This is a genomic window from Haloechinothrix salitolerans (genome assembly GCF_042662605.1).
Classification (GTDB): domain Bacteria; phylum Actinomycetota; class Actinomycetes; order Mycobacteriales; family Pseudonocardiaceae; genus Haloechinothrix_A; species Haloechinothrix_A salitolerans.
In genome coordinates, this window is the sequence record NZ_JBHSXX010000001.1 from 3,252,264 (window position 1) to 3,275,463 (window position 23,200).

A 23,200-nucleotide genomic window follows, 5' to 3' on the forward strand; every position below is an offset into this window, starting at 1 on the left:
TTGACTCGCTATTCGTTACCCGTCAGTAGCATCATGGTGCTACCGTGCCCGCAGCGAAGGGAGACTGCCGTGGCGCCTGCCTCCGACACCCCGTCCGTGTCGCCTGCGTTCGAGCCGTCCGCGACGCCCGCGTTCGATTCGCCGACCGAGGTGGCGAAGCGGCTGGCCGAGGTCAACTACCTGGCCGGGTCCGATATCGCTACCACGGTCTTTCTCGCCGATCAGCTGGGCAAGCCGCTGCTGGTCGAGGGGCCTGCCGGTGTGGGTAAGACCGAGCTCGCCAAGGCTGTCGCCGCGGCGACCGAGGCTGAGCTGATCCGGCTGCAGTGCTACGAGGGGTTGGACGAGGCGCGTGCGCTTTACGAGTGGAACTACTCGAAGCAGCTCCTTCGCATCCAAGCGGCTGGGTCCGACGCGACGTGGGAGCGGACCCACGATGACATCTTCACTGACGAGTTCCTGCTGGCACGTCCGCTCCTGCGTGCTATCCGACGCGTCGAGCCAACGGTGCTGCTGATCGACGAGATCGACAAGGCGGACATCGAGATCGAGGGTCTGCTGCTCGAGGTGTTGTCGGACTTCCAGATCACCATCCCCGAACTCGGTACCGTCCAGGCCGCGCGAAGACCGTTCGTGGTGTTGACGTCGAACGCGACAAGGGAGCTATCGGAAGCCCTCAAGCGGCGGTGTTTGTACCTCCACCTCGATTACCCCACGCGGGAACGCGAACGCGAGATCGTCCTCGCGCGGGTGCCTGGTATCGAGACCACGCTGGTCGACCGGTTGGTTGAGGTGGTCGCGACGCTGCGGACGTTGGAGCTCAAAAAGGTGCCGTCCATCGCCGAAACCGTTGACTGGGCGCGCACCCTGCTCGCGCTGGGGACGTCCACGATGGACGAAGGTGCGATCACAAGCACGCTCGGCGTCGTGCTGAAACACCAGTCCGATCAGCTTCGCGCGGTCAAGGAACTGGGGCTACCCGGTGTCGGACGCTGACCGAACCGCACTGCTCGACCACCACATCGCGTTCCTCGACGCGCTGCGGGAAGCCGGTCTGCCCGTGTCGCTTGCCGAGGGGCTCGACGCCGCGCGGGCCATGACGATGGTCGAACCCCTCGAACGGGAGGCGCTGCGCGCGGCCTATGCGGCGACCGTCGTCAAGCGCCACGGTCACCGGCCATTGTTCGACGAGCTCTTCGACTTGTGGTTCCCGCGTGCGATCGGCGCAGGCCGTAGCGACGCTCGCCGCGCGCGACCAGAACCTCGTGTCGAGGTCACCGGTGGTCGAGCGGCCCCAGACGGTGCGTCGGAGATGCGTGCGGAACTCGCGGAGCTGCTATTCGACGGCGACGACGCGGGAATGCGGCAGCTCGCGAGCAGGGCGGTCGCGCGATTCGGGGAAGTGGGCGGCGGATCTGGTGAGGGAGCGGGTGGGCAGGGCGGTGCGGCGTCAGGTCGTTCCGGTGGTACGGGCGGCACGCGCGGCACCAGGGCTGGTGCGAGTACCGGTGCCCGGTCGTGGTCACCGAACGCCGTGCTGGACGCGCTCACCCCGAAGACGTTGCTCGCGGGGCTGCTGCGCAGCGATGCCGAGCGTGACGAGTTCGCTCAGTCCCTCGCTCGCCGTACATACCGCGAGCGCATCGCGCGCTTCGAACGTCTGGTCAATGCCGAGGCGCGCCGACGGATCGCGGAGGATCGGGGCGCGGACGCGACCGCGAAGTCGGTCGTGCGGCCACCGCTCGACCAGATCGATCTCATCGGTGCGAGCCAAACCGAACTCGCCGCATTGCGCAGGGAGATCTACCCGCTTGCTCGGCGGCTCGCGACTAAGAAGAGCATGAAACGCAGGCGCGGTGGCCGGGGTCCGCTCGACTTCCGCCGCACCATCCGTGCTTCGCTCGCCACTGGCGGGGTGCCGGTGAACACCCGGCACCGGCCACGCAAGCCGCATAAGCCGGAGCTCGTCGTGCTGTGCGACGTCAGCTCGTCGGTCGCATCATTCGCCCGGTTCGGGTTGTTGCTGGTCTACGCACTGAGCGAGCAGTTCAGCGCGGTGCGGTCGTTCGCGTTCGTCGACACCGTCGAGGAGGTCACGCGGCACTTCACCGACGCGGACGACGTCACCGACGCCATCAGTCGGATGGAGCAGGGGCTCAGCATGCGACTCATGGGCGGCGGCACCAACTATGGGCGCGTGTTCACCCGGTTCGATGCACGCTATGTCGACGCGATCACGCCGAAGACGACGCTGCTCGTCCTTGGCGACGCTCGGGCGAACTATGTCGACCCGGCGGTGACGACGTTCGCGGGGCTGGTGGGGCGGGCCAAACACGCGTACTGGCTCAACCCGGAACCGCGTGGCAACTGGGGGACCGGCGACTCGGCCGCGCTGACGTATGCCGACGTCATCGACATGGTCGAGTGCCGCAGCCTCGCGCAACTCGCCGACTTCGTGCGCGACCTGGAGTAGCGCGCGACCTGGGGTAGCGCCGGACCTCAGACGGCCCACAGCACTGACGACAGCAGCACCCCGAGGCCGTTGGTGGCCCAGTGCAGTCCCGCCGAGGCGAGGATGCTGCCGCTGCGACGTCGCAGTTCGGCGAACACCACGCCCGCCAGTGCGGTGAACGCCACCACTCCGGCGACCACAAGAAGCTGTGAGCCGGGGCCTACCGCGGCATCGAGCGCCGTGTTCTGGGTGTCGAGTCCCAGCGCGGGCAGGATGTGCCACAGCCCGAACAACACCGACGACACACCCGCCGCCCACGCGGCCCCGAACCGGTGCCGGAATAGGCCAAGCAGCACCCCGCGGAAGGCGATCTCCTCCAGCAGAACCGTCTTGACAGGGATGATCACCAAAGCGATGAACAGTGCTGACCCGATGGCGATGTCATAGCGAACGTCGAGGAACATCGCGCTCGTCAGCGGCAGGAGCGCGCCGATCGTGTACACCGCGCCCACCACCAGTAGCGCGATTCCGCCATACACCGCGCCCTTACGCCAGGTGTGCCGACTGAGGCCAAGGTCGTGCCAGGTCAGACCCATACGGCGGGCAAGGCCGACCAGCACGACGGCGACGGCGGGACCCGCGATCAGACCGATCCCAGCGGGGCCGAAGCCGATGGTGAGATTGACCGCGACGAGCAGCGCGAGGGTCACCGCGACGACAAGCACGCGTCGTAGCGGCGTGGGGGCTCCGTTCCGCCCGCCAGCGGCGAGGCGCGTCGTTACCGATTCGATATGTTCAGTGTACCGTTTCGATCGCCCATTCGGCGGCAGCGGTGGAACCGCCTGGTGCCATGCGGGTCGATTGGCACCCTGTGAGCACCGCGGTGCGGCTCAGTCGCCGATTTCCGCTGGTGTGCCTCCGGTCAGGCGCAGGAGTTCGTCGTACGTCGTCGGGAACACCGCGCTCGGTTCACCCGCACCGCACCAGACCTCCGGGTAGGCACGCAGCCACACGTCGACCAGTGTGCGCAGCCGCGTGGGGTGGCCCACCGGGGCGACGCCACCAACCCGTTGCCCGGTAGCCGCACGGACGAAGTCCGGCTTCGCCCTGCGCAGCGACGAGACGCCGAGCACCGTCGCACACCGCGTCGTGTCGACCCGGTGTGCGCCGCTCGCGAGGATCAGTACGGCCTCGCCGTCGGCATCGAAGATCAGGCTGTTGGCGATCGCCCCGACCTCGACGCCGAGTTGTTCGGCCGCCGCGGCGGCGGTCGGTACCGGCTCGGTGAAGACGTGCGGACGACCAGTGGCGCCGTGCTCCGCGAGTACGTCGGCCACGTGCGCGACATTCGGATGCAGCGTGGTGTCCATGGTGCTAGGCCCGTTCGATCATATGGCCGATGACGTCGGGACCGGGGTGGGCGTGGCCCGCGCCGTCGCGGCGTGGGTCAGGGTCGGGTAGCTCCACGGGCTCGCCCTTCTCTGTCGCGCCCGCCGGGCGTGGTCCAATCCACGCCAGCGTCAGTTCGTGCTCCCCGGCGCGGAAGCGATGGGCCCGGACGCCACCGGTCGCGCGTCCCTTCGCCGGGTACTCCGCGAACGGCGTCGTCTTCACGCTCTGTCCCGTCACTGTGATGACCTGTGGCTCGCCGTGTTCTGGGTCATCGGTGCGCACGGCGCCGAAGAACCGCACGTGCGCGTCCTCGGGTAGCTTCATGCCTGCCATACCGCCGCCCTTGAGGCCCTGCGGGCGCACCAGCGAGGCCTCGAATCGCAGTAGCGACGCGGCGGTGGAGACGAACACCAGGGTTTCCTCGCCATCGGTGAGCCAACTCGCGCCGACCACCTCGTCGTCGTCCTTGAGCGAGATGACGTCGAATTCGTCCGCACGTACCGGCCAGTCCGGCGAGCACACCTTCACGACGCCGTTGCGGGTGCCGAGCGCCAAGCCGGGGGAGCCCTCAGCTTGCTCGCCGAGCGGGGCGATGCCGACGATCCGCTCGCCGTCGTCGATCGGCACCAGCTCGGTGGCTGGCATCCCACCGCGTAGTGACACCGTGCCGGTCTGCTCTGGTAGCACCGGCAACGGCAGCACGTCCGTTTTGAACGCCCTGCCCTGGCTGGTGACCAGTAGGAATTGGCCTCGTGCCGTGGTATGGACAACGGCGGCGACCGCGTCGTGCTTGGTGCGCCCGCTGCGCCGCCGCTTCTCGGAGACTTCTTCCGACTCGGCCGCCGTGCGCGCGACGAGGCCGGTCGCTGACAAGATGACCTGGCACGGGTCGTCGGCCACCTCCAGCGGGCCCGCGGGTTGCGACGCGGCCAGCACCTCCTTGAGGTCGCCGTCGATCAGTGAGGTGCGGCGCGGAGTGGGGAAGTCCTCGGCGATCTTGGCCAGCTCATCGGAGACGACCTGCTTGAGCACCGCCTCGTCGTCCAGGATCTTCGACAGCTCGGCGATTTCCTCGCGCAGCTTGTCGTGCTCGGCGTCGAGCTCCAGCTTGTCGTACTTGGTGAGCCTACGCAGCGGCGTGTCGAGGATGTAGTTCGCCTGGATCTCGGAGAGCTTGAACCGCTTCATCAGCCCTTCGCGGGCGGCTTTGGCGTTCTCGCTGCCCCGGATCAGCTTGATCACCTTGTCGATGTCAAGCAACGCCTTGAGCAGACCCTCGACCAGGTGCAGCCGCTCCTCCCGCTTCCGGCGGCGGTAGCGGGTGCGACGGGTGACGACCTCGTAGCGGTGCCGCAGGAAGACCTCAAGGAGCTCCTTGAGGCCGAGGGTGGCCGGTGTGCCGTCGACGAGTACCAGGTTGTTGATGCCGAACGACTGCTCCATCGGCGTGAGCCGGTACAGGTCCGCCAACAGCGCCTGCGGGTTGACGCCGACCTTGCACTCGATGACGAGGCGGGTGCCGTTCTCCCGGTCGGTGAGGTCCTTGACGTCGGCGATCCCGGTGAGCCGCTTGGACTTGCTCACCTCGTCGGTGATCTTCTCGATGATCTTCTCCGGGCCGACGGCGTAGGGCAGTTCGGTCACCGTGATCGCCTGGCGGCCGCGGCTGCCTTCCAGCGGGCCAGTTTCGGCCTTGGCGCGCATGCGGACGACGCCGCGCCCGGTTTCGTACGCCTTGCGCACCTGGTCCAGCCCGAGCAGCGTGCCGCCGGTTGGCAGGTCGGGGCCGGGAACGAACTCCATCAGCGTGTCAAGTGAGGCGTCCGGGTGCTCGATGAGGTGGCGGGCGGCGTTGATGACCTCGCCCATGTTGTGCGGGATCATGTTGGTCGCCATGCCGACCGCGATGCCTGATGTGCCGTTGACAAGCAGGTTCGGGAACGCCGCTGGCAGCACGGAGGGCTCTTCCAGTGAGCCGTCGTAGTTTGGCCGGAAGTCGACGGTGTCCTCGCCCAGCTCACCGACGAGCAGCATCGCCTCCTGCGAGAGGCGTGCTTCCGTGTAACGCGAGGCAGCCGGTCCATCGTCTGGGCTTCCAAAATTACCGTGCGGGTCGATGAGCGGGACGTTCATCGAGAAGTCCTGCGCCAGCCGCACCATGGCGTCGTAGATCGCGGTGTCGCCGTGCGGGTGGTAGCGGCCCATGACGTCGCCGACCACGCGGGACGACTTCACGTAGGCGTGGTTCGGCCGGTAGCCGTTCTCGTTCATGGAGAACAAGATCCGGCGGTGCACCGGCTTGAGGCCGTCCCGCGCGTCCGGCAGGGCGCGGGAGTGGATGACCGAGTACGCGTACTCCAGGTAGGAATCCTCGATCTCGGTCTTGACCGGATTCTCGAAGACCTGCGCGCCCGCCTGGTCGAACGCGGCGGGATCGACGCGGGTGACGGTGCCCTTGCGGCGTGCCATGGTGCGGGTACTCCTTGTGTGGTGCTGCGGCGCGGTGGCGTTGGTTGTGCTTAGTGGTCAGCGGGCGGGCGCTAGATGTCGATGGCGGCCTGGTCGACCCGCGTGGATGACTCGACAAGCCAGTTCCGCCTCGGTTCGACCTTCTCGCCCATGAGCAGTTCCAGCGCGGTCTCGGCGGCGTCGGCGTCGTCAAGGGTGATGCGACGGACCGAACGCGTCGCGGGGTTCATCGTCGTCTCCCACAGCTCGTCGGCGTCCATCTCGCCAAGACCCTTGAACCGAGGCACCGGGGTGACGATCTGCTTGCCCTCGCGCTCCAGCCGCGCGACGGTGTCCTCCATCTCGCGCTGGGTGAAGGTGTAGTGCGTCTCCGCGTTACGGCCCTTGGTCATCACCTTGTGCAGCGGCGGCATCGCGGCGTAGAGCCTGCCCTCCGCGATCACCGGGCGCATGTAGCGCGCGAACAGCGTGATCAGCAGGGTGCGGATGTGGGAGCCGTCGACGTCGGCGTCGGCCATCAGGATGATGCGGCCATAACGCATCGCGGCGACGTCGAAGGTCCGCCCGGTGCCCGCGCCGAGGACCTGCACGATCGAGGTGATCTCAGCGTTTTTCAGCGCGTCCGACAGGCTGGCCTTCTGGACGTTGAGGATCTTCCCGCGCAATGGAAGCAATGCCTGATACTCGGACACTCGGGCCATACGGGCGCTGTTGTGCACGAACACGCCCGATTCGAGGGCGAAGTTCTGGTAGCTGTCCACGGTCAGGTCGTAGACGTCCTCGGTCTCCGCCAGCGGCTCAACCGCCGCAACGGTGTGGTTGACATTCGCAGCAGCCTCGCGCAGCGCCGCGTAGTCGCCGTCGTAGTGATCGAGCAGCCGGGCGAAGCGAAGACCGGTACGCGCTGTACGCAGGCGGTCGGCGTCGTACGCCGACGCAAGCTCGTCGTCCGGCACGGATGACAGCGCGGCCACCCGCTTCAACGCCGCGATCCGCCGTCCTTCGTTCTGCTGCGCCACCCGCTCCTCACGCGGCACGGTGGCGACGTAGCGTGCCCGACCCGACTGAATCCGCTCCAGGTGTCCGGTCTCGGGGTCCAGCATGCGTAGCTTCATGCGAAGCGAATGCCGCTGCCCGAAGTCCGGGTTCTTCTCGTGCCAGCTCCGCACGGCCTGGCGTTGCCGTTCCCGCTCGGCAGGGTCGGAGAACTGTCGGGTGGTCTCCGCCGACCGCCACGCGCGCAAGTCCTCGTCGGCCCACTGCTCTCGCGAGCGTTGGCTCCACTCTTCGCGACGTCCTGGCTTGGCGAAGAAGATCCGCACGCGCTCGGCTGCGTCAGCCGGGTGTTCGGGGTGCTGCCAGTAGTCCGCCTGCGCCTGCCGCATCCGCTCGGCGTAGTCCGCCTTCTCGTCGTCGGACAAGGAGGCGTACCAGTCCTGGAAGCCCTGCTCGAACCGCTCACGGAACTCCGGGTCGCTGTTGCGGGCGGCGAGACGCGCCAGGCACGCGGTGCGGAAGTCGGGGTCCCGCCACTGCTGCGACAACATCGCGGACTTGAACTCAAGGCCGCCCTGCTCCAGCCAGGCTCGGTAGCCCGCATGGACGTGCTCGCCCATCAGGGACGCGTGCAGCGCCGCATGGTCTTCCCACGTCATGCGCTCGATGTTGCGCGGATCGTTGTTGCGCTTGTTGATGTCGATGTGATGGCGCACGGTGCCGTTGTCCGTGCTGTCGAGACCGTGCCGGAGGTTGTAGGCGTCGGCGAGGTAGTGGGTGTAGACCCACTCGTCCCGGTCGTTCATCCAGACTCGCTCGTAGCCGTCGAGCTTGTCGCCATCGGACTTGGCGGACACCGATCGGTACAGCGGCATCAGCGAGTCGCCGGGCTGGAGGGCGTCAGCGCGGCGGTACGAGCCGTCGCGCAGGCGGAAGAGGTGATCCGGGGTGCAGCGGATGGACTCGCCGTTGTCCAACGTCACGCGCACCAGCGACGCGTTCCGCTTGGTCAGACGTGGTTCGACGAGCGGCGCGATCACGACACGACCGGCCTTGTTGGTCGTGTAGCCGAAGTGCGTGACGCCGTTGTCCCAGTCGGCGGCGAGCTCGGCGAACGTCTTCGACTCGCCCGAGGCAAGCGCTACCCTGGTGTCGCCGGTAAAGCAGCCGAGGGCGCTGTCGCCTTCCACGAGAAAAAGTTCACTTCGCCCGACGCCGGTGGTGCGGCAGTCGACCAGTTTGGCTGGCATGGACGCGCCTTCCAGCGCGGTCTTGCGGCGGGCGGCGTCCTTCTGCTGCTTCTGGATCAGCCGGACACGAGCGGCATCGACGATCTTCTGCAGGACGGTCTTGGCCTCGGTCTTGGTCTTACGCGCCGAAATCCACGCCTTGATCTCCTTCTCGACGACTTGCTGCACCACCTTCGTGATGCCCGCGGTGGACAGCTCGTCCTTGGTCTGCGATGTGAACTGCGGCTCAGGGATGCGCACGTGGATCACGGCGGTCATGCCCTCGAGGCAGTCGTCCAGCGTCGGCGGGTCTTCCTTGGGCTTGAGCAACCCGCGTGTCTTGGAAATGGCGTCCTGCAACGAGCGGGTGAGCGCCCGGTCGAAACCTTTGCGGTGGGTGCCACCGTGGACGTTGCGGATGGTGTTGCTGAAGCACTCGACGGTGCGCTCGTAGCCGGTTCCCCAGCGCAGCGCGATCTCCACCTCGGCATGGCGCTCCACATTGGACCGCATCACGCCGTTGTCGTCGGCCGCGTTCTCCTTGTACATGCCCTCGCCGGTGATCAGCAGCGTGTCGCAGATCGGCTTCTCGCCGCTTGGTGCGAGGAAGTCGACCATGTCGACGAGGCCGTTGGGGAAGTGGAAGGTCTCCTCGCTAATCTCGTCGCCAACCGCCGTGCGCAGCACGTAGGTCACACCTGGCACGAGGAACGCGGTGTTGCGCAGCTTCGCGCGCACCGTCTCGATGTCCAGTTCGGCACCGGACTCGAAGTAGCGTGAGTCGTGCCAGTAGCGGATCGATGTGCCGGTTGACTCGCCCCGCTTCATCTTGCGTGCCACACGCAGCCCCGGCTGCTTGGTGAACTTCGCCTTCGGGCCAGGGCCGTCGAACACGCCGGGCACGCCGCGCGCGAACGAGATCTCGTGCACCTTGCCACCCCGCTTGACGGTGACATCGAACCGGTGCGAGAGCGCGTTGACCGCCGACGCGCCGACGCCGTGCAGCCCGCCGGACGCCTTATATCCGGAGCCACCGAACTTGCCGCCCGCGTGCAGCTTGGTCAGCACCAGCTCGACACCGGACAGCCCCGACTTGGCGTGCACGTCCGTGGGGATGCCGCGTCCGTCGTCGTCGACCTGCACACTCCCGTCGGCGTGCAGCGTCACGACGACCTTGCTGGCGTGGCCTGCGACACCCTCGTCCGTCGCGTTGTCGACGATCTCGGCGAAGAGGTGGTTGATGCCCCTGCTGTCGGTCGAACCGATGTACATGCCGGGCCGCTTGCGGACGGCTTCCAGCCCTTCAAGGTGGGTGAGGTCGTCGGCCCCGTACATGTCCTCGGCGAGAGCGGTCACAGGTCCTTCTCCGAAATCGTGGTCAACTAGCGGTCATCGAGACGATCGACAGGTGGCGGGTCGCCACAGGCGACCACACCCGCTGCACTGGCAGGGTAGCGAGGGTGGGTCGCTGATCGGTGCATTTGGGGCTGTGTTCTTGGTCGTCCTTGCCCCGTGTCGTTTCGTGTACACAGTGTGTACCGCGACGGGGAGTGGCCGGTGCGGCGGGGTGGGTCCGCCGTGCCGTGACGACGAAGAACCCCGCCACGCCGCGCGGTTGATCTGGCCTTACGTGTGTGTTTACCTGCTGACGGTGGCGAGCCGTTTGTGGTGACATTACGGAATGGTCACTGCCCGTTTTGAACCATCTATATCGCGGTATTCCATCGGATGAACCCAGATGTTCACAGGCAGTGATAAGGCAGGTGCAGGAGGGCGCTGGTGAAATCAACCGGCGGACAGTCGCACCCGCACCACGTTGAGGTGGAGGTGCGTGCCGAGCCGCGGCAGCTGCCATGGTTGCGAGATCGCCTCGAACGTTGGCTACGGCACACCACATGTCCCGATGACGGTGTTGAGCGCGCGTTGCTCGCGCTCAACGAGGCGATTACGAACTCGATGGTGCACGCTTACCGAGATCGCCCCGCTGGCCCGTTGCGTGTCACCGGGCGGCATCGGGGGGACGACGTGGTGCTCACGGTGGCCGACGAAGGCAGCTGGAAACCCGCACGTCCCGGCGAGGGACTCGGCGGCAGGGGCGTGTTGATGATGCAGGAGTGCGTCGATCGGGTCTATATCGACCACACGTCGGGTGGCACGTTGGTCACCCTGGAGTTCGATGTGGCGCACGGCGAGGACTCTTCGGGTCGCAATAACGGTGAGCACCGGATCGCCGTGCGCAGTAGCGTCGACAACATCATCGTGCGCATCACAGGCAACGTGCCCGCGAGCGCCGCGCCGCTGCTGCGCAGGCAGTTGCTCGGCGTCAGTTGCGGCGGTGTCGTTCCCCTGACGTTGGATCTCGGCGCGCTCGGGCCGGTGACCGAGGGAGCGGCGCTCGCGGTCGACGAGGTCGCCGAAGCCGCCGCGGGCGTCGGCGGCAAGGTGGTACTCGTCATCCCGCCGGAAAGCCTCGCCGCGGCACAGCTCGGTGCCTTTCCCGACCATGAGCTCGTCGACGTCGTCGAGTCGTTGTAGCGCGCTGTAGGCCGGGACGGAGCTGCCGCGTCGCCCGTGCCGTCACCGGATCGTTTCGTCTCGGCTCGCGCTACGCGCGGTCTTGTACGGGGCCGAGGTCGCGTTGGCGCGGAGTGGTTACGTTGCCGCGCCAGGATCCTGATTCCCGCCGCCGATGCTCGATGAAGTCCCTGAACCGGTTGAGGTCGCCCTTGATGCGGTGCTGCACGACACCGAGCGCCGCCCCCGCCTTCTCCGGGATCGAGTGCGGCTCATACTCCATCTGCAGGTGCACCCGTGTGCTGTGGTCATCGATACGGTGGAACGTCACCACGCCGCCGTGCCTCGGCTCGTCGAGGGACGTCCACGCGATCCGCTCGTCGGGGCGCTGCTCGGTGATCTCGGTGTCGAACTCTCGCTTCACACCGCCGATGCTGGTCTCCCAACGGGCGCGGGTATCACTCTTCTGCACCACGCGGTCGACGCCCGACATGAACTCCGGGAACGACTCGAACTGCGTCCACTGGTTGTAGACCGTGCGCACTGGCCGTGCGACATCGACCGAGACTTGGATGGCCGTCATGACTGGCCTCCCTTTCTGTCGTGCCAGTACGGGCCATGCGGGAGTACCCGACTGCTCGGAGTTCACACCTGGGATGCCGAGCTTTTCCTTTTCGGTGTGCCGGACCCGGCGCGGGTGCGGCTACCGCTCGATCGGGACACAGTTGCCGGTGGCGTAGCCGCCGTCGTTGTCCGGCACCAACTCGTGCGATCCGTTGGCTATCCGGGCACACACCTTGGGGTTGTCGCCGATGACGTTGGCGACCTGTTGGGCGGTCAGTACGGCGGGCTGGTCGTCCTTGATCACCCACGTGCCGCGGTCCGGGGCATGCGTGCCCATGGTCGCGGCGGGCGGGTTCTCGCCATCACTACCCCAGAGGTGCAGGTGGAAACCGCCGTTGACGTTCGGTGGCACACCGGCCCACTCCGCTTCGTAGTCCACGACGAGTTCTCCGCCCTGGAATCGCGCGCCGACAAGACACACCCAGCGTTCGTTGCTCTTGATCGCGTCGGTGCACCGCTCGTCAGGTGGCACCTGCGTGCCGGTCCCGCCTTCATCGGCGCCCCCGCCGTCATCGGCGCCCTGGTTCTGGCCCTGTCCCTGGTTCTGGCCGGTCCCCGCGTCAGCATCGCCGCCGGTCCCGCCGTCGTCACCGCCGATGGCCCATACCGCCGCGGTCGCCACCAGCGCCGCCACGATCACGCCGCCCGCGACGAGTCCGATCCGCCGCAGGGCGGTCCCGCCACCGCCATCGCCGCCGTTGCCGTGTCCGGCACTCTCGACGTTGTGTCCCGCACTCCCGACGTTGTGTCCGGCGTTCAGGACGCCGTGTGTGACGCCGGTGCCCGCGTGTTCGGCATGGGAGCGACCTTGGCCGCTCTCACCGCGGTGTCCGGCGGGGGTGGGCGGTCCGCTGCTGGTGCCGAAGGTGGATATCAGCTGGGTGGGTTGTGGTGCTGACTCGGTCGGTGGTTGGGTCGGCGGCCGCGACGGTGACGACTGGTGCCGCGTCGCCCGCTGTTCATGGCGTGCCTCCTGCTCCGCCGCCGCGTTGTTGGCACCGCCCGCCGCACTCGCGCCGGCGACAGCACCCGCCGCTCCCGCGGTGGCCGCACCGGCATGCCCCGCCCCCGTCGGCACCGTACGCCGTGGTGCGTGGTGCGAGACCGGCGGCGCCTGTTGCTCTGGACGTTCCGCCGCGCTGGCCAACCACGCCGCACCGATCGCGATGGCGTGCTTCGGGTGCGCGTCCACCGCGACCGGCCTTCCCAGCTCAGCACCCACGAGCTGCGCGACAAGTGGCATACGCGACGACCCGCCGACGAGGAGTACCGAGTGCAGCTGTTCCGGGGTGACGTCTGCCGACCGCAACGCCCGTCGCAGCGCCTCGATCGAGCTGTACAGCGCGGGCCGCACCATCGCCTCCAGCTCCGCCCTCGTCAACCGCACCTCGGTCGACAGGGACGGCAGCAGTACCGGGATCGACGTGTCGGTGTCGGAGGACAGCGCTTCCTTCGCCTCGACGCACTCCTCTTTCAGCCGGGCCACGGCGTTGACGACGCCCGGGTCGTCCTCGTCCAGGTCGTCAAGGGCGCCGTCGAGCGCCTGCGCGACGTGGTGGAAGACGGCGGCGTCGAAGTCGATGCCACCGAGCCGTTCGATGCCCTCAGGGGCGCCAAGAATCTCGAACCCGGTGGGCGTCTTGCGCAACACCGTGGCGTCGAACGTGCCGCCACCCAGGTCGTACACCGCCACAACGGAGCCGACCTCGACGCGTTGTTGATGCGCGTAGCAGGCGGCCGCCGCCTCGGGCTCGGTGGTGAACCGCACCGGCTGGTCGATGTTGGCGAGGCGGATCACCTGATCCAGCAGATCTCGCTTGTACGGGCCCCAGTTCGCGGGGTGGCACACGCAGATTCGCGACGGCTGCTCGCCCTCGCGCTCGGCGACGTCGTCGATCACGGCGCGCAGTAGCTTCGCGGTCAGCGCTTCTGGCGAGTGCGGTGCGCCGCCGAGCAAGATTGGCGTTGTGTCGCCGAACCGCCGTTTGAACTCGCGCGCGACGCGTTGCGGCTCGCTCAGGCCGCGCCGGTTGGCTGCTTCGCCGGTCAGGACCTCCTCGTCGTCGCGCAGCAGCACGACCGAGGGAATGACCGCCGCTTTGCTGCCCAATGAGGCGATCTCGGCGTGGCCGTCCCGCCAGGTGGCCGCCGCCGTGAACGTCGTGCCGAGGTCGATACCGAGTGTGTACATCTAATGCTCCGTGTCATCCGGTCGCGGGGGAATGGGGGTGGTGCGGGGGATCTCCCCGAGGCACGGCGCGCGTGCGGCGCCTACCGTGGTGGTATGGATTCCGCCCGCCCGTTGCATGAGGTATTCGACGCCCTGTCCGATGGCGCGCTCGACGATCCGGTTGCCGCATTGCGCGATGCGGGCCACGACCTGCCCATCGACCTGATCGGCGACGCGCTCGCGCACTATGCGGGTACTGCCGACATCGCCGTGGCCGAGCACCTCGCGCCCTTCGTCACGGCGCACGCGGCTGGCGAGGACGTCGACCCCGAGGCGGCCCTCGCGCTGCTGGCCAGCGCGCCCACCGGGGACCTCGACGACCTTGACGCGGCTGACGCCGAGGCGGGCGAAGCGCTGGGGATCGCGTTCGGCACGGGTAGCGACGACCTGGACTTCGGCGCAGGCGCGGCGACCGTCGACGGCGCGGCCGACGAGGCGGGGCTGGTTGGGCTGGAGAACGCGGAACCGCTGCCCGCGCCCGCCGACGTGCCCGAGGACTCGTCCGTGGCGGCACTGCCGGAACTGTTTGGCAGCGGCAGCCCGGACGAGACCGATGCGGGAGCGACGGACGGCGAGACCGATCCTGGCATCACCGACGCGTGAGCCTGGGACGCTCATGACGTTCGCCTCAGCTCGGTCAGCATGCCTTCGCAGGAGCGGATCGCCACCCGCGCCGCGACGGCCAGTTCGTGCTTGGTCAGCGGGTTCTCGGCGCGTCGCTGCCAGCGGTCGAGCGCCGCTGAGGCGGCCGCCACCCGCGCGTCGTGGCTGTCGTCGTCCGCCAGTCGTAGTCGTTGGCCGATGTCGGCGCCCGTGCCGCCGATGACGTGTTCCAGGTCGTCCAGCACGGCGGGTTTGCCGGTCACCCAGCCAGCGCGGATCGCGGACAGCACCCGCAGCTCCTGGAAGGGGTGCGCCGAGGCCATGATCCGCTCCACGTCGGCGGCAACCGCCTCGCTGCCGGGCCGGGGAGCCGCGCGGGTCAGCGCGTCGAGCGCGGCCAACGCCGAGCGGCTTTTCAACACATCGCGGCGATCGAAGAACAGCGATCGCAGTAGCTGGTTCAGCTCCCCGATGCCGCTGCGTTCGGTCAGCACCGTCGCGAGTTCGGTCGCGGTGGACGCGACGCGGTGTCGCAGCACGCTGGTCGCCAGCCGGATGCCGAACAGCCCGAACCGGTCCAACAGCTCCTCGCGCTCCGTCGACGTCACGCCCAGCTCGGGCATGCGGTCCACGAACCGGTCGGCGGTGAGCAGCAACGCGTCGGCATCGGCGACCGGCAGCTCCGCGATGCGCCGCAACCGCGCCACCTCGGCTTCGGTCAGCGTCGCCGCTGTCTCCGCGAGCAGCCCAGCAACGGGAACCACGGTCTGTACGACCGTGCGGACCGTGGGGTCACTCGCCATCCGCGCGGCGATCTTGCTCGCCGACGTCATCGAGTCGAGCCTGCCGACGCCGATCTCGTCCGCCCGCGACAGCACGCCGATCGCGTTCACCGGGTTCGGGTGGGACACCTCGGTGTCGTGGAACGCGCGCAGGAACTCCAGGTCGTGCGAATGCAGATGCCGCAGCAGGTACAGCACCGCGTCGGCGGGGGCGTCGGCAGCGTCCTCGCCCGACGCCGAGAGCAGATCCCACGTGCGCTGCGCTACCGACTCCGAGAGCGAGCCGATGCCTGGCGTGTCGATCAGCGTCGCCGTGCGCAGCCGCGCGGACGGCCACGTCACCAGCAGCCGAGTGACCTTTTCCGGCGGCAGCCCGCCGAGGTCGACATCGATGACGCCCTCGTCGCGGGTGAACGAGAGCTGCCGCGCGTCACCGTCGGTCAGCTCCGCCTCCACTCGGTAGGTGTGGCCGTCGGCGTACCAGGTGACGATGCGGGTGCATTCCCCAGCGTCCGTGGGCGCGAGGCGTTCGCCGACGAGCGCGTTGAGCAGCGTGGACTTGCCCGCCTTGATCCGGCCAGCCACCGCGACTCGCAGTGGCTCGTCCAGCCGGGCGCGCACGTGACCGAGTCGATCGCCGTCCTCGGTGCCCCGGTAGACGTCGATAGCGCGGTCCAGCGCGGCACGAGTGTCGTCGAGCAGGCTGGTCATGACGTCACCGCCATGGCGTGTTCGCGCAGCTGCTTGAGCCGATCCATCTCCGCGTCGATGTCGGCGAGCCGCTTCGCGCGTTCGGACTTGGTGCGCGCGGCGGCCTCGGTCGCGCGCTGCAATGCCTCGGCGTTGGAGGTGTTGAACTCCTCGGCGAGGCCGGTGTAGTAATCGCGGAGCTGCCGCTGGATGGCGCGCATCGTGTCGCGCGAGTCTTTCTGGGCGACGAAGCTGACCTCGTCGCAGTAGCGACGGACGGCGTTCTTCGCCTGCGACTGCCGCGCGCTGCGCTGTCGTTGTTTCTCGTCCCGCAGCCCCTTGCGGCCCATCACGAGACCGATGCCGAGCGCGATCGGCCCGAGCGAGACGCCGGTCAGGGTGCCGAGCATGACGAACATGATCGCGCCGCCGTAGGCGCTCTTGAGCGCGACCATCGCCTGCTTGCCGACCTTCATCCGCTCCAGCTCGATCTTGTGGTCGATCTTCGCGCCCGCCAGCATCGGCTCCGGGTTGCGCACCGCGATCGCGTCAAGTACGCCACCGGACGCCTCGCGGAAGTGCTCGCCGACGCGTTCGCTCAGCTCGATCGCGCGGTCGCGCAGCATGGTGTAGTTCTCGATCAGCTCGTGTGCGACTCGTGCCTCGAGCCACGACTCCATCTCGTGCCAGGTGTCGGCCGGGTCGCTCTCCTCGATCGCGTCGCTGGCCTCCTGCAGCACGCCGCGGATACGGCCGCGGAGATCGTGTTCGATGTCCGAGGTCAGGTCGGCGGCGCCGTCGGTGAGCGTCTGACTCCACTTCGCGGCGGTGGACTTCAGCGCCGCCGCGCGTTCCTTCGCCTCGGTGAGTTCCGCGACGACGCGTTTGGCTTGCTCCGGGTCGTCCAGCGCGGCGCGTTCGGCTTCGAACTGCGCCTCGATCTGGGTGCATGCGGTCGCGACCTCACCCGCGGCCGTGGCGGCCCTTCGCCGCGCCGCGCCGCCCCCGACCTGGGCGGACAGGAACGTTACCAGCTCAGGGAAGCCGGACTCGGTGTTGAGCGCGGTGTCGCCGGTCGCCGCCGCCTGCGACCGCAGGGTGGACGACACCGGGATGATCGGCGGTTCGCCCAGCTCGCGCAGATGCTTGGCGTTGAGCTCCGCGATGGTGCGCCAGCGCGGGTAGAAATCGGTCTTGGTCAGCACACACACGACGGCTGAGCACAGGTTGCGCGCCTTGATCAGAAAGTCGAGCTCGCTGCGGGTGAGCTCCTGCGAGGCGTCGGTGACGAACACGAGCGCGTCGGCCATGGATGCCGCCGCCAGACTCGCGGCGGCGTGCGCGGAGCCGAGTCCGCCGACACCGGGGGTGTCCACCAGCGTCAGCCCGCCGGACAGCAGCTTGCGCGGCAACGTGACCTCGACGCCAACCGGTCGGCCCCGATCGGCGTTGACCGGTTCCGGCTCGACGGCGGCGGTCACCGGATCGGACTCCACCACCCAGCGCCGGACGTCGCTGAGCTCGATGGGCTCGCGTACGGGCGGGTCGCCTTCGAGGACCAGCTCGGCACGCTGCTGCTCGCCGTAGGCGACCGAGGTGGGGATCGCGGTGGCGACGTCGTCGTCCACCGGGCAGATGTTCGCGCCGAGCAGCGCGTTGACCAGCGAGCTCTTGCCTTGCTTGAACTCGCCGACGACTACGACGGGCACGCTTGGTTCCGCCAGTGACGCCGCCGCCCGTTCCAGCCGTTTCGCCAGGTCGGGGCGGTTGTAGGCGCCGCACGCCTTGATTCCCGCGGACACCGCTGCGGTGGCCCGCGCGACCGCCTCCTTACCCGCGGGCTGGGATGCCATGGCCATCATCGTGCCTCATCATCTACTCGCAGGGAATAAGTCACGCGATTCAGTCATCAACGTGCAATTGGCTTAGTTGGTGCTGTGTGAGGAACTATCAGCGCCCTTCCGGGCGTGGCTCAGCGGGGTCCCTCGGCCCGGTGGCCGGGGAACCCCGCTGGAACCTGGTCAGAGCGCCGGGTCGTCGGCCGCGCTCGCCTCCTGCGTTTGGTCGCCAGGGCCCTGCTCGGTCGTGACCTCCGAGAAGTCCGCGTCGACGTCGGTCTCCTCGTAGTAGCCGCTGGCGTCGCCGCCCGCTGAGGCCGCCGAGCCGTCATAGACGTTGTTGTCCGCGACGTTGTTCGCGTCGCCGCCGGTGCTGACGGCCGACTCCTCCACGGTCGAGTCCTGCACGTTGGTCTGCGAGCCGCCACCGAAGTTGAGGTTCAGGTTGACGTCGCCGCCGGATGAGTTGCCGCCGGTGCCCGCGCCGCCGGTGGCGTCGGCGCTGCCGCCGGACCCGCCGATGCCGCCGATCGCGGTGTCGTCGCCGCCGCCGAACAGGCCACCGCCGCCGCCCGTGGACGTCTCGCCCGCGTCGCCGCCGTCGCCACCGAACCCGCCGAAGGCGTCGCCGCCGGTGCCGCTCGCGTCACCACCACTGGCGTCGATGTCGATGCCGCCCGCGAGGCCGCTGTTGTCACCGAACACGGCGCCGTCGGCGCTGCCGTCGACCTGGTTGACGGTGTTGCCGTCGCCAACGACCGCGTCCTCGACGCTGCCGTCGGCCAGGATGCCGGTGTTCACGCCGGTGTTGACCGGGGCGTTGATGTCGTCGCCAGCCTGCACCGCGCCGTCGCCGGTGTTCGCCTGACCGTCGTCGCCTGCCACCGCGGCGTTGTCGCCGGTGTTGGCCTGACCGAAGTTGTCGCCGTCGATGACCTGCGAGCCATCGCCGGTGGCCGCGTTGACGTCGTCTCCCGCCGCGATGGCGTCGTCGCCGGTCGCGTTGACGTTGGTGGAGTCGATGTCGACGTCGCCATGCACATCGCCTTCGACGTTGGTGTTGACGCTGTTGTCGATGATGGTCTCTTGGATGTGCGTGTCGCCCTCGTGGGCCACGTAGGTCGCGTACTGCAGCTGCTGGACGACCTCCGTGGTGTTGTTCGCCGGGCCAGGTGGCGGTTTGACCGGTGAGCTGGCCGGGGCGGGGCTGCCGCTGGCGTAGCTCTGCAACGCCTGCTTCGGGCCGTCCGGGAGGGTCGAGTCCGCCGCGCACTCGCCGACGAGCTGGTGCATGTCCAGTCCGTCGAGGTCGCCACTGATGCCCTGCGCCGCGACCGCGCCGAAGGGATCCTCCGCGAACTGTGCCGCGGCCTGCTTGTCGTTGAAGAGCTGGTTGATCATGTCCTTGATCGCCTGGTACAGCTGCGAGCTGACGTCGACTGCCATGACTGGTCTCCTTCGGTTGGTGCTCCGCTGCCGGTGTGGCGGAGCGGGTGATGAGACAACAATGCGGGTCCATCACCCCGCGCCACATCGGGAAAACCCCCATGCTCAGCAGACGCCGCTAGGGGGCCCTTCGACTAGAGGCTTAAGCCCTCATCGCTCGCGGTGTGTCCGGCGGAGTCACGCCTGGTCATCGCCTAACTCATCGCGCAGCGCGGCGAGCAGCTCCGCCCTGCTGGTGGCGCCGAGCTTGGTACGGATGCGCGCCACATGGTGCTCGACGGTTTTGGGGGAGACGTAGAGCTGCGCGCCGATCTCCCGATGTGTGCGGCCCGCGAGCACCATCCGCGCGACATCGACCTCTCGTTCGGACAGCGTGCCCGTGCGCGCGGCGGTGGTCTCCCCGCCGGTGAGCGCGTCGAGGTCGGCGAGTTCTCTGGCGCGTTCGAGCAGCCGTCGCGTGGTCGCCGGTTCGGACGTCCTGATCGCGGCGCCGCCCGCGAGCCGGGACGCCTCCCATGGCAGTTCGGCGACCGCGAGGTCAGCGGCGGTGGTGAGTACGGTGTCGGCCTCGACGATGCCCGCCATGACGTCGGCCCAGCGGCGGGCGGCTGCCTGCTGTGCTCGCTGCCTGCGTCCTGGCGCGTCGTGACCGCTCATGTCACGTGCCGCGGTCGCCGTGGCCTCGGCATCCTCGGCGGCGACGGCGACCTGGCAGCGAACCCAGCCGAGCGTGACGGCCCACGTCGGGGGATGCCCGCAGCGGTCGAGTATGGCTCGCAGGTGGGCAAGTGTCGTCGTTGTCCGGTCGTGCTGCTTGAGCCGGGCCGCCGCGACCAGCAGTTCCTCGAGTGGCTCGATGTGTAGGAGGTCGACGGCGCGGCGCGCCAGCACCGGCTCTGCCTGGTGCCAAGCGGCACGCAGCTGGGCGATGTCACCGGTGCGCCGGGCCAGCCCGGCTGTCACCGCGGCGAGCAGGAGCCGCTCTCTGCCGCCGAGCTGGAGCTGGCTGAGCCGCCGCGATTCGGCGATGGCCGGCTCGTAGCGCCCGGTGCGCAACTGGATCCAGGAGAGGAGGATGCGGTGCCGTGTGTCGGCGACCGGTCCGCCGGTCTTGGTGTGTAGTGCGCGCTCAAGTAGGTGCTCCGCGGTGGCGGCGTCACCCGCGGTGACGGCGGCGAGTGCTCCGATGGCGTGTGGGGTGTCGGGCAGCACGTACTCCGGGTCGGCGCGTTCGGCCGCCTCAGCCGCCTCGATGAACGCGGGCAGCGCGTCGGCTGGTTCCGGCAGTGCGAGCGCGGCATCGGCCAGTAGCCGAAGGCTCGGTGGCGCGTCGTGCTTGGCGACGTCTCGTGCCGTGTCGATGTCGCCGGTCGCCACGAGGGAAGCGACCGCGAGTACCTGACCTGGTGAGTCAGTGGTGAGCAGTGCCTGAGCGGCTCGGTCTTGGCGGCCATCATGAGCAGCGCTCGCGCCCATGAGCAGTGCTCTGCGGTGGCGCTGGTGAGGGGTGTCCGCGCGCAGGTCCGGGTCGATCGGCTCGCCGAGCATCGCCGCGGCCTCCGCACGGCCGAGCGCGAGCGAGTCCAGGTCGGCGCCCGCGTTGAGTGCGTGCTCGTACCACCGCACCGCCATAGCGGGAGCGGTGAACCGCAGCGTGTCCGCGGCTGCTACATACGCCGTCGCCGCTTCGGCACCGCGAGCATCGGCGGCAGCCAGTGTGTCGGCCACCGCGACCGCGCCGCTGCCGAGTGCGCGCAGGGCGTTGGCGGCGTCGGCATACCGCGCTCGGATCTCGGCGGGCGCGAGTTCGGCGAGCACGGCGTGCGCGATGACCGGGATCAGATGATCGGCGTCCTCGGCGAGCAGCCCGGCGTCGCGCAAGCGGTGCATCGCTTCCGCCAGCCGTGCGCGGTCGACGTCGAGCGCGTGGCAGCGGGCGTCGTCTGGGAGCTCGATGCCGAGCGCGAGGAGTCGCGCCAGCCGCGTGGCCTCCGGTCCGAGGAGTGTGAGTGTGCGCTGCACACGTGCGACCAACGCGGGCGTCGCGCTTGCGGGCCTTTCCGGGGACACGGCCATGACGAGTGCGGGCAGGCCGCCGGTCGCGGTACGCACCGCACTGATCGTGGTGTGGTCGACGCGGGGGAGCAGCGCCGCGACGGCGGTCTCGTCCAGCGGGCCGAGCCATTCCAGCGTGCCTCTGGCGCAGAGCGCGGCGTCCAGCGCGGCGAGTTCCGGCGACGGCAGCGATGGTCGCCTGGTGGCGACGACGTCGACCCCGTTGGCCGCCGCCGTGGTCAGCAGCCGCAATGGTGCTGGCTCGAGTAGGTGGACGTCGTCGACGGCGACCAGGGTGCCATCGTCCGCGTCGTCGAGCAGTCGTGCTAGATCGTCTGTCGTGATCGTGGGTGGGATGGTGTGGACGGGGCCATCGTGATGGGCGGCGAGCTGCCGGAGTCGGTGGCTGCGGCCGGAGCCGTCCACTCCGACGATCACCCTTACCTGCTCGCTCATGCTCCCTGTCCTGCCTGATACGGGCGGTCTGTTCGTGCTGCGAGATTAGCGCCTGACAGACGGTTATGCGCAGGCCCGGCGTGGCGCGGTATCGGGACGTCGTCGCCAGCGGTCCCGCGTGGCCCCGCCAAATGAGGCATTTCGACTCTGTCGACGAGCGCTCCTGGCCGCTTACCGTCAGGGCCGACGTTGGAGGCATGTGATGAGTACGACCGAGACACTCGCCGCCGTAGTGCCAGTGCCGCACTGGCGCCAGGGACAGCCCGATGCTGACGCCCAGACCGTGGAGCACGAGGATGATGGCGCGGACTGGGACTCCGGGATGGCTTGGAGCGAAACGTTCCGGTCGGCGTTGACCGACCCATACGGGCAGCGGTTCCGTCCGCACCTCTTCGGCATCTGAGCGGCTCGGTATGCCGGTCGCCGGAGTGTGACCTCCGCCGGGTGAGGGTATCCACTACACACCGCTAGCAGCCGATCGCGCTGACGGGAGCACGCCATGACCAACGTGAGCGACACCGCGGCGCACCACGACATCGTGGCGGGCGTCGACGGGTCGGATTCCTCGCTGTGGGCGGTGCACTGGGCGGCTCTTGAGGCGAGACGCCATGCCGCGCCACTGCGCCTGGTGCATGTCTGTCACCCACCGCCGATCAGGCACGGCCGCGTCGCGCTGCCACGCGGTGTCGCGGAGGCGCTCGCGGACTGCGGCAAGGAGTACCTCTCCGAGGCGGAGCATCTCGTGGCCGAGGTGACGCCGGACGTTGTTGTCCGATCGGAGCAGCGTGAGGGGCACCCTGCCGAGGAGATGATCGACGCGTCCGACTCGGCGCGACTGATCGTCATCGGTTCACGCGGCGTCGGCGGGTTCACGAGCCTGCTCGTCGGGTCGGTCGCGTTGACCGTCGCGGCGGGGGCGCGGTGTCCCGTCGTCGTCACCCCGGCAGCCAAGGAGCGTGATCGTGACGACTACGCCCATACCGAGCGCGGGCCGGTCGCCGTCGGCGTCGGTCGCGGCCCGCTCAGCGACGCCGCGCTCGGGTTCGGATTCGAGGCCGCCGCTGTGCGCGGCGTCGATCTGATGGCGGTGCATGTCTGGAATGAGGCGACCATCGAAACCGGTTGGCCCGACTACCCGATGCGGCTGTCCGAACAGGACGTCGTCGACGCCGAGCACCGGCTACTCGCCGAGCGGCTCGCCGGCTGGCGGGAGCGCTATCCGGATGTCGATGTGGACAGCAGGGTGCGTAGGGGTAAACCAGCGAAGTGTCTGCTCTCCGAGGCGAGGGCGGCACAACTCATCGTGGTCGGTACCAGCGGTAAGAGCGCCCTCGCCGGGCTCAGTTTGGGCTCGACCAGTCAGTCGGTCTTGCACCACGCCCACTGCCCGGTCGCGATGGTGCGTTCGACGGTGGGCTGAGCGG

15 protein-coding genes and 3 pseudogenes are annotated in these 23,200 nt (G+C 68.8%); 6 read left to right on the plus strand and 12 right to left on the minus strand.

Going from position 1 to position 23,200, the window contains the following annotated elements; all coding sequences use genetic code 11:
* Positions 1-69: 69 nt before the first annotated feature.
* Positions 70-996, plus strand: coding sequence for an AAA family ATPase (locus ACFQGD_RS15490; RefSeq protein WP_390183608.1), 927 nt, complete (start codon positions 70-72; stop codon positions 994-996).
* Positions 983-2,473 (plus strand): vWA domain-containing protein, encoded by a 1,491-nt coding sequence (locus tag ACFQGD_RS15495; RefSeq protein ID WP_345392581.1) that lies wholly within the window; start codon positions 983-985, stop codon positions 2,471-2,473. Before ACFQGD_RS15490 ends, ACFQGD_RS15495 begins: the two co-directional genes overlap by 14 nt.
* 26 nt (positions 2,474-2,499) lie before the next feature.
* Here the strand turns inward: ACFQGD_RS15495 and ACFQGD_RS15500 are convergent, their stop codons facing one another.
* The 6 genes and pseudogenes from ACFQGD_RS15500 to ACFQGD_RS15525 form a co-directional block, all read right to left on the minus strand.
* Positions 2,500-3,177: a CPBP family intramembrane glutamic endopeptidase gene (locus tag ACFQGD_RS15500; RefSeq protein ID WP_345392578.1), complete on the minus strand. Its 678-nt coding sequence runs from the start codon at positions 3,175-3,177 to the stop codon at positions 2,500-2,502.
* Positions 3,178-3,342: 165 nt separating this feature from the next.
* The gene (locus ACFQGD_RS15505; RefSeq protein ID WP_345392573.1) at positions 3,343-3,822 is read right to left on the minus strand and encodes a YbaK/EbsC family protein; all 480 of its coding nucleotides are present in this window, start codon (positions 3,820-3,822) and stop codon (positions 3,343-3,345) included.
* A 4-nt stretch (positions 3,823-3,826) separates the two neighbouring features.
* Entirely contained in the window at positions 3,827-6,313 is a 2,487-nt protein-coding gene (locus ACFQGD_RS15510; protein ID WP_345392570.1) for a DNA gyrase/topoisomerase IV subunit A, read from the minus strand.
* A gap of 71 nt (positions 6,314-6,384) precedes the next feature.
* A pseudogene (locus tag ACFQGD_RS15515) lies at positions 6,385-7,023 on the minus strand (toprim domain-containing protein); the annotation flags it as partial.
* A 6-nt stretch (positions 7,024-7,029) separates the two neighbouring features.
* Positions 7,030-8,499: pseudogene (locus tag ACFQGD_RS15520) on the minus strand (Hint domain-containing protein); the annotation flags it as partial.
* Positions 8,476-9,873, minus strand: a pseudogene (locus ACFQGD_RS15525) (ATP-binding protein); the annotation flags it as partial. The pseudogenes ACFQGD_RS15525 and ACFQGD_RS15520, both read right to left, overlap by 24 nt.
* A gap of 444 nt (positions 9,874-10,317) precedes the next feature.
* Here ACFQGD_RS15525 and ACFQGD_RS15530 point away from each other — a divergent pair.
* A complete protein-coding gene (locus ACFQGD_RS15530) occupies positions 10,318-11,073 on the plus strand; it encodes an ATP-binding protein (protein ID WP_345392567.1) in 756 nt (251 codons plus the stop codon).
* A 70-nt stretch (positions 11,074-11,143) separates the two neighbouring features.
* Here ACFQGD_RS15530 and ACFQGD_RS15535 read toward each other — a convergent pair whose 3' ends face one another.
* Both ACFQGD_RS15535 and ACFQGD_RS15540 read right to left on the minus strand, forming a co-directional pair.
* Positions 11,144-11,635, minus strand: coding sequence for an SRPBCC family protein (locus ACFQGD_RS15535; protein ID WP_345392564.1), 492 nt, complete (start codon positions 11,633-11,635; stop codon positions 11,144-11,146).
* A 120-nt stretch (positions 11,636-11,755) separates the two neighbouring features.
* A complete protein-coding gene (locus ACFQGD_RS15540; RefSeq protein WP_345392561.1) occupies positions 11,756-13,867 on the minus strand; it encodes an Hsp70 family protein in 2,112 nt (703 codons plus the stop codon).
* Between the two features lie 93 nt (positions 13,868-13,960).
* Here ACFQGD_RS15540 and ACFQGD_RS15545 point away from each other — a divergent pair, with 93 nt between their 5' ends.
* The gene (locus tag ACFQGD_RS15545) at positions 13,961-14,509 is read left to right on the plus strand and encodes a hypothetical protein (RefSeq protein WP_345392558.1); all 549 of its coding nucleotides are present in this window, start codon (positions 13,961-13,963) and stop codon (positions 14,507-14,509) included.
* Positions 14,510-14,520: 11 nt separating this feature from the next.
* On the opposite strand, the gene ACFQGD_RS15550 is transcribed toward ACFQGD_RS15545, so the two are convergent.
* The 4 genes from ACFQGD_RS15550 to ACFQGD_RS15565 all read right to left on the minus strand — a co-directional run bounded on the left by ACFQGD_RS15550 (position 14,521) and on the right by ACFQGD_RS15565 (position 21,776).
* Positions 14,521-16,002, minus strand: coding sequence for a dynamin family protein (locus ACFQGD_RS15550; RefSeq protein ID WP_345392555.1), 1,482 nt, complete (start codon positions 16,000-16,002; stop codon positions 14,521-14,523).
* On the minus strand, positions 15,999-17,834 hold the full coding sequence (locus ACFQGD_RS15555) for a dynamin family protein (protein ID WP_345392552.1): 1,836 nt from the start codon (positions 17,832-17,834) through the stop codon (positions 15,999-16,001). Before ACFQGD_RS15555 ends, ACFQGD_RS15550 begins: the two co-directional genes overlap by 4 nt.
* A gap of 168 nt (positions 17,835-18,002) precedes the next feature.
* The gene (locus ACFQGD_RS15560) at positions 18,003-19,265 is read right to left on the minus strand and encodes a hypothetical protein (protein WP_345392549.1); all 1,263 of its coding nucleotides are present in this window, start codon (positions 19,263-19,265) and stop codon (positions 18,003-18,005) included.
* A gap of 177 nt (positions 19,266-19,442) precedes the next feature.
* Complete coding sequence (locus ACFQGD_RS15565) at positions 19,443-21,776, minus strand: LuxR C-terminal-related transcriptional regulator (protein ID WP_345392546.1); 2,334 nt, start codon at positions 21,774-21,776, stop codon at positions 19,443-19,445.
* 202 nt (positions 21,777-21,978) lie between these two features.
* Between ACFQGD_RS15565 and ACFQGD_RS15570 the strand changes: the two genes are divergently transcribed.
* Both ACFQGD_RS15570 and ACFQGD_RS15575 read left to right on the plus strand, forming a co-directional pair.
* Complete coding sequence (locus tag ACFQGD_RS15570; RefSeq protein ID WP_345392543.1) at positions 21,979-22,179, plus strand: hypothetical protein; 201 nt, start codon at positions 21,979-21,981, stop codon at positions 22,177-22,179.
* Between the two features lie 96 nt (positions 22,180-22,275).
* Positions 22,276-23,196 (plus strand): universal stress protein, encoded by a 921-nt coding sequence (locus ACFQGD_RS15575; RefSeq protein ID WP_345392540.1) that lies wholly within the window; start codon positions 22,276-22,278, stop codon positions 23,194-23,196.
* The last annotated feature ends 4 nt before the right edge of the window (positions 23,197-23,200 follow it).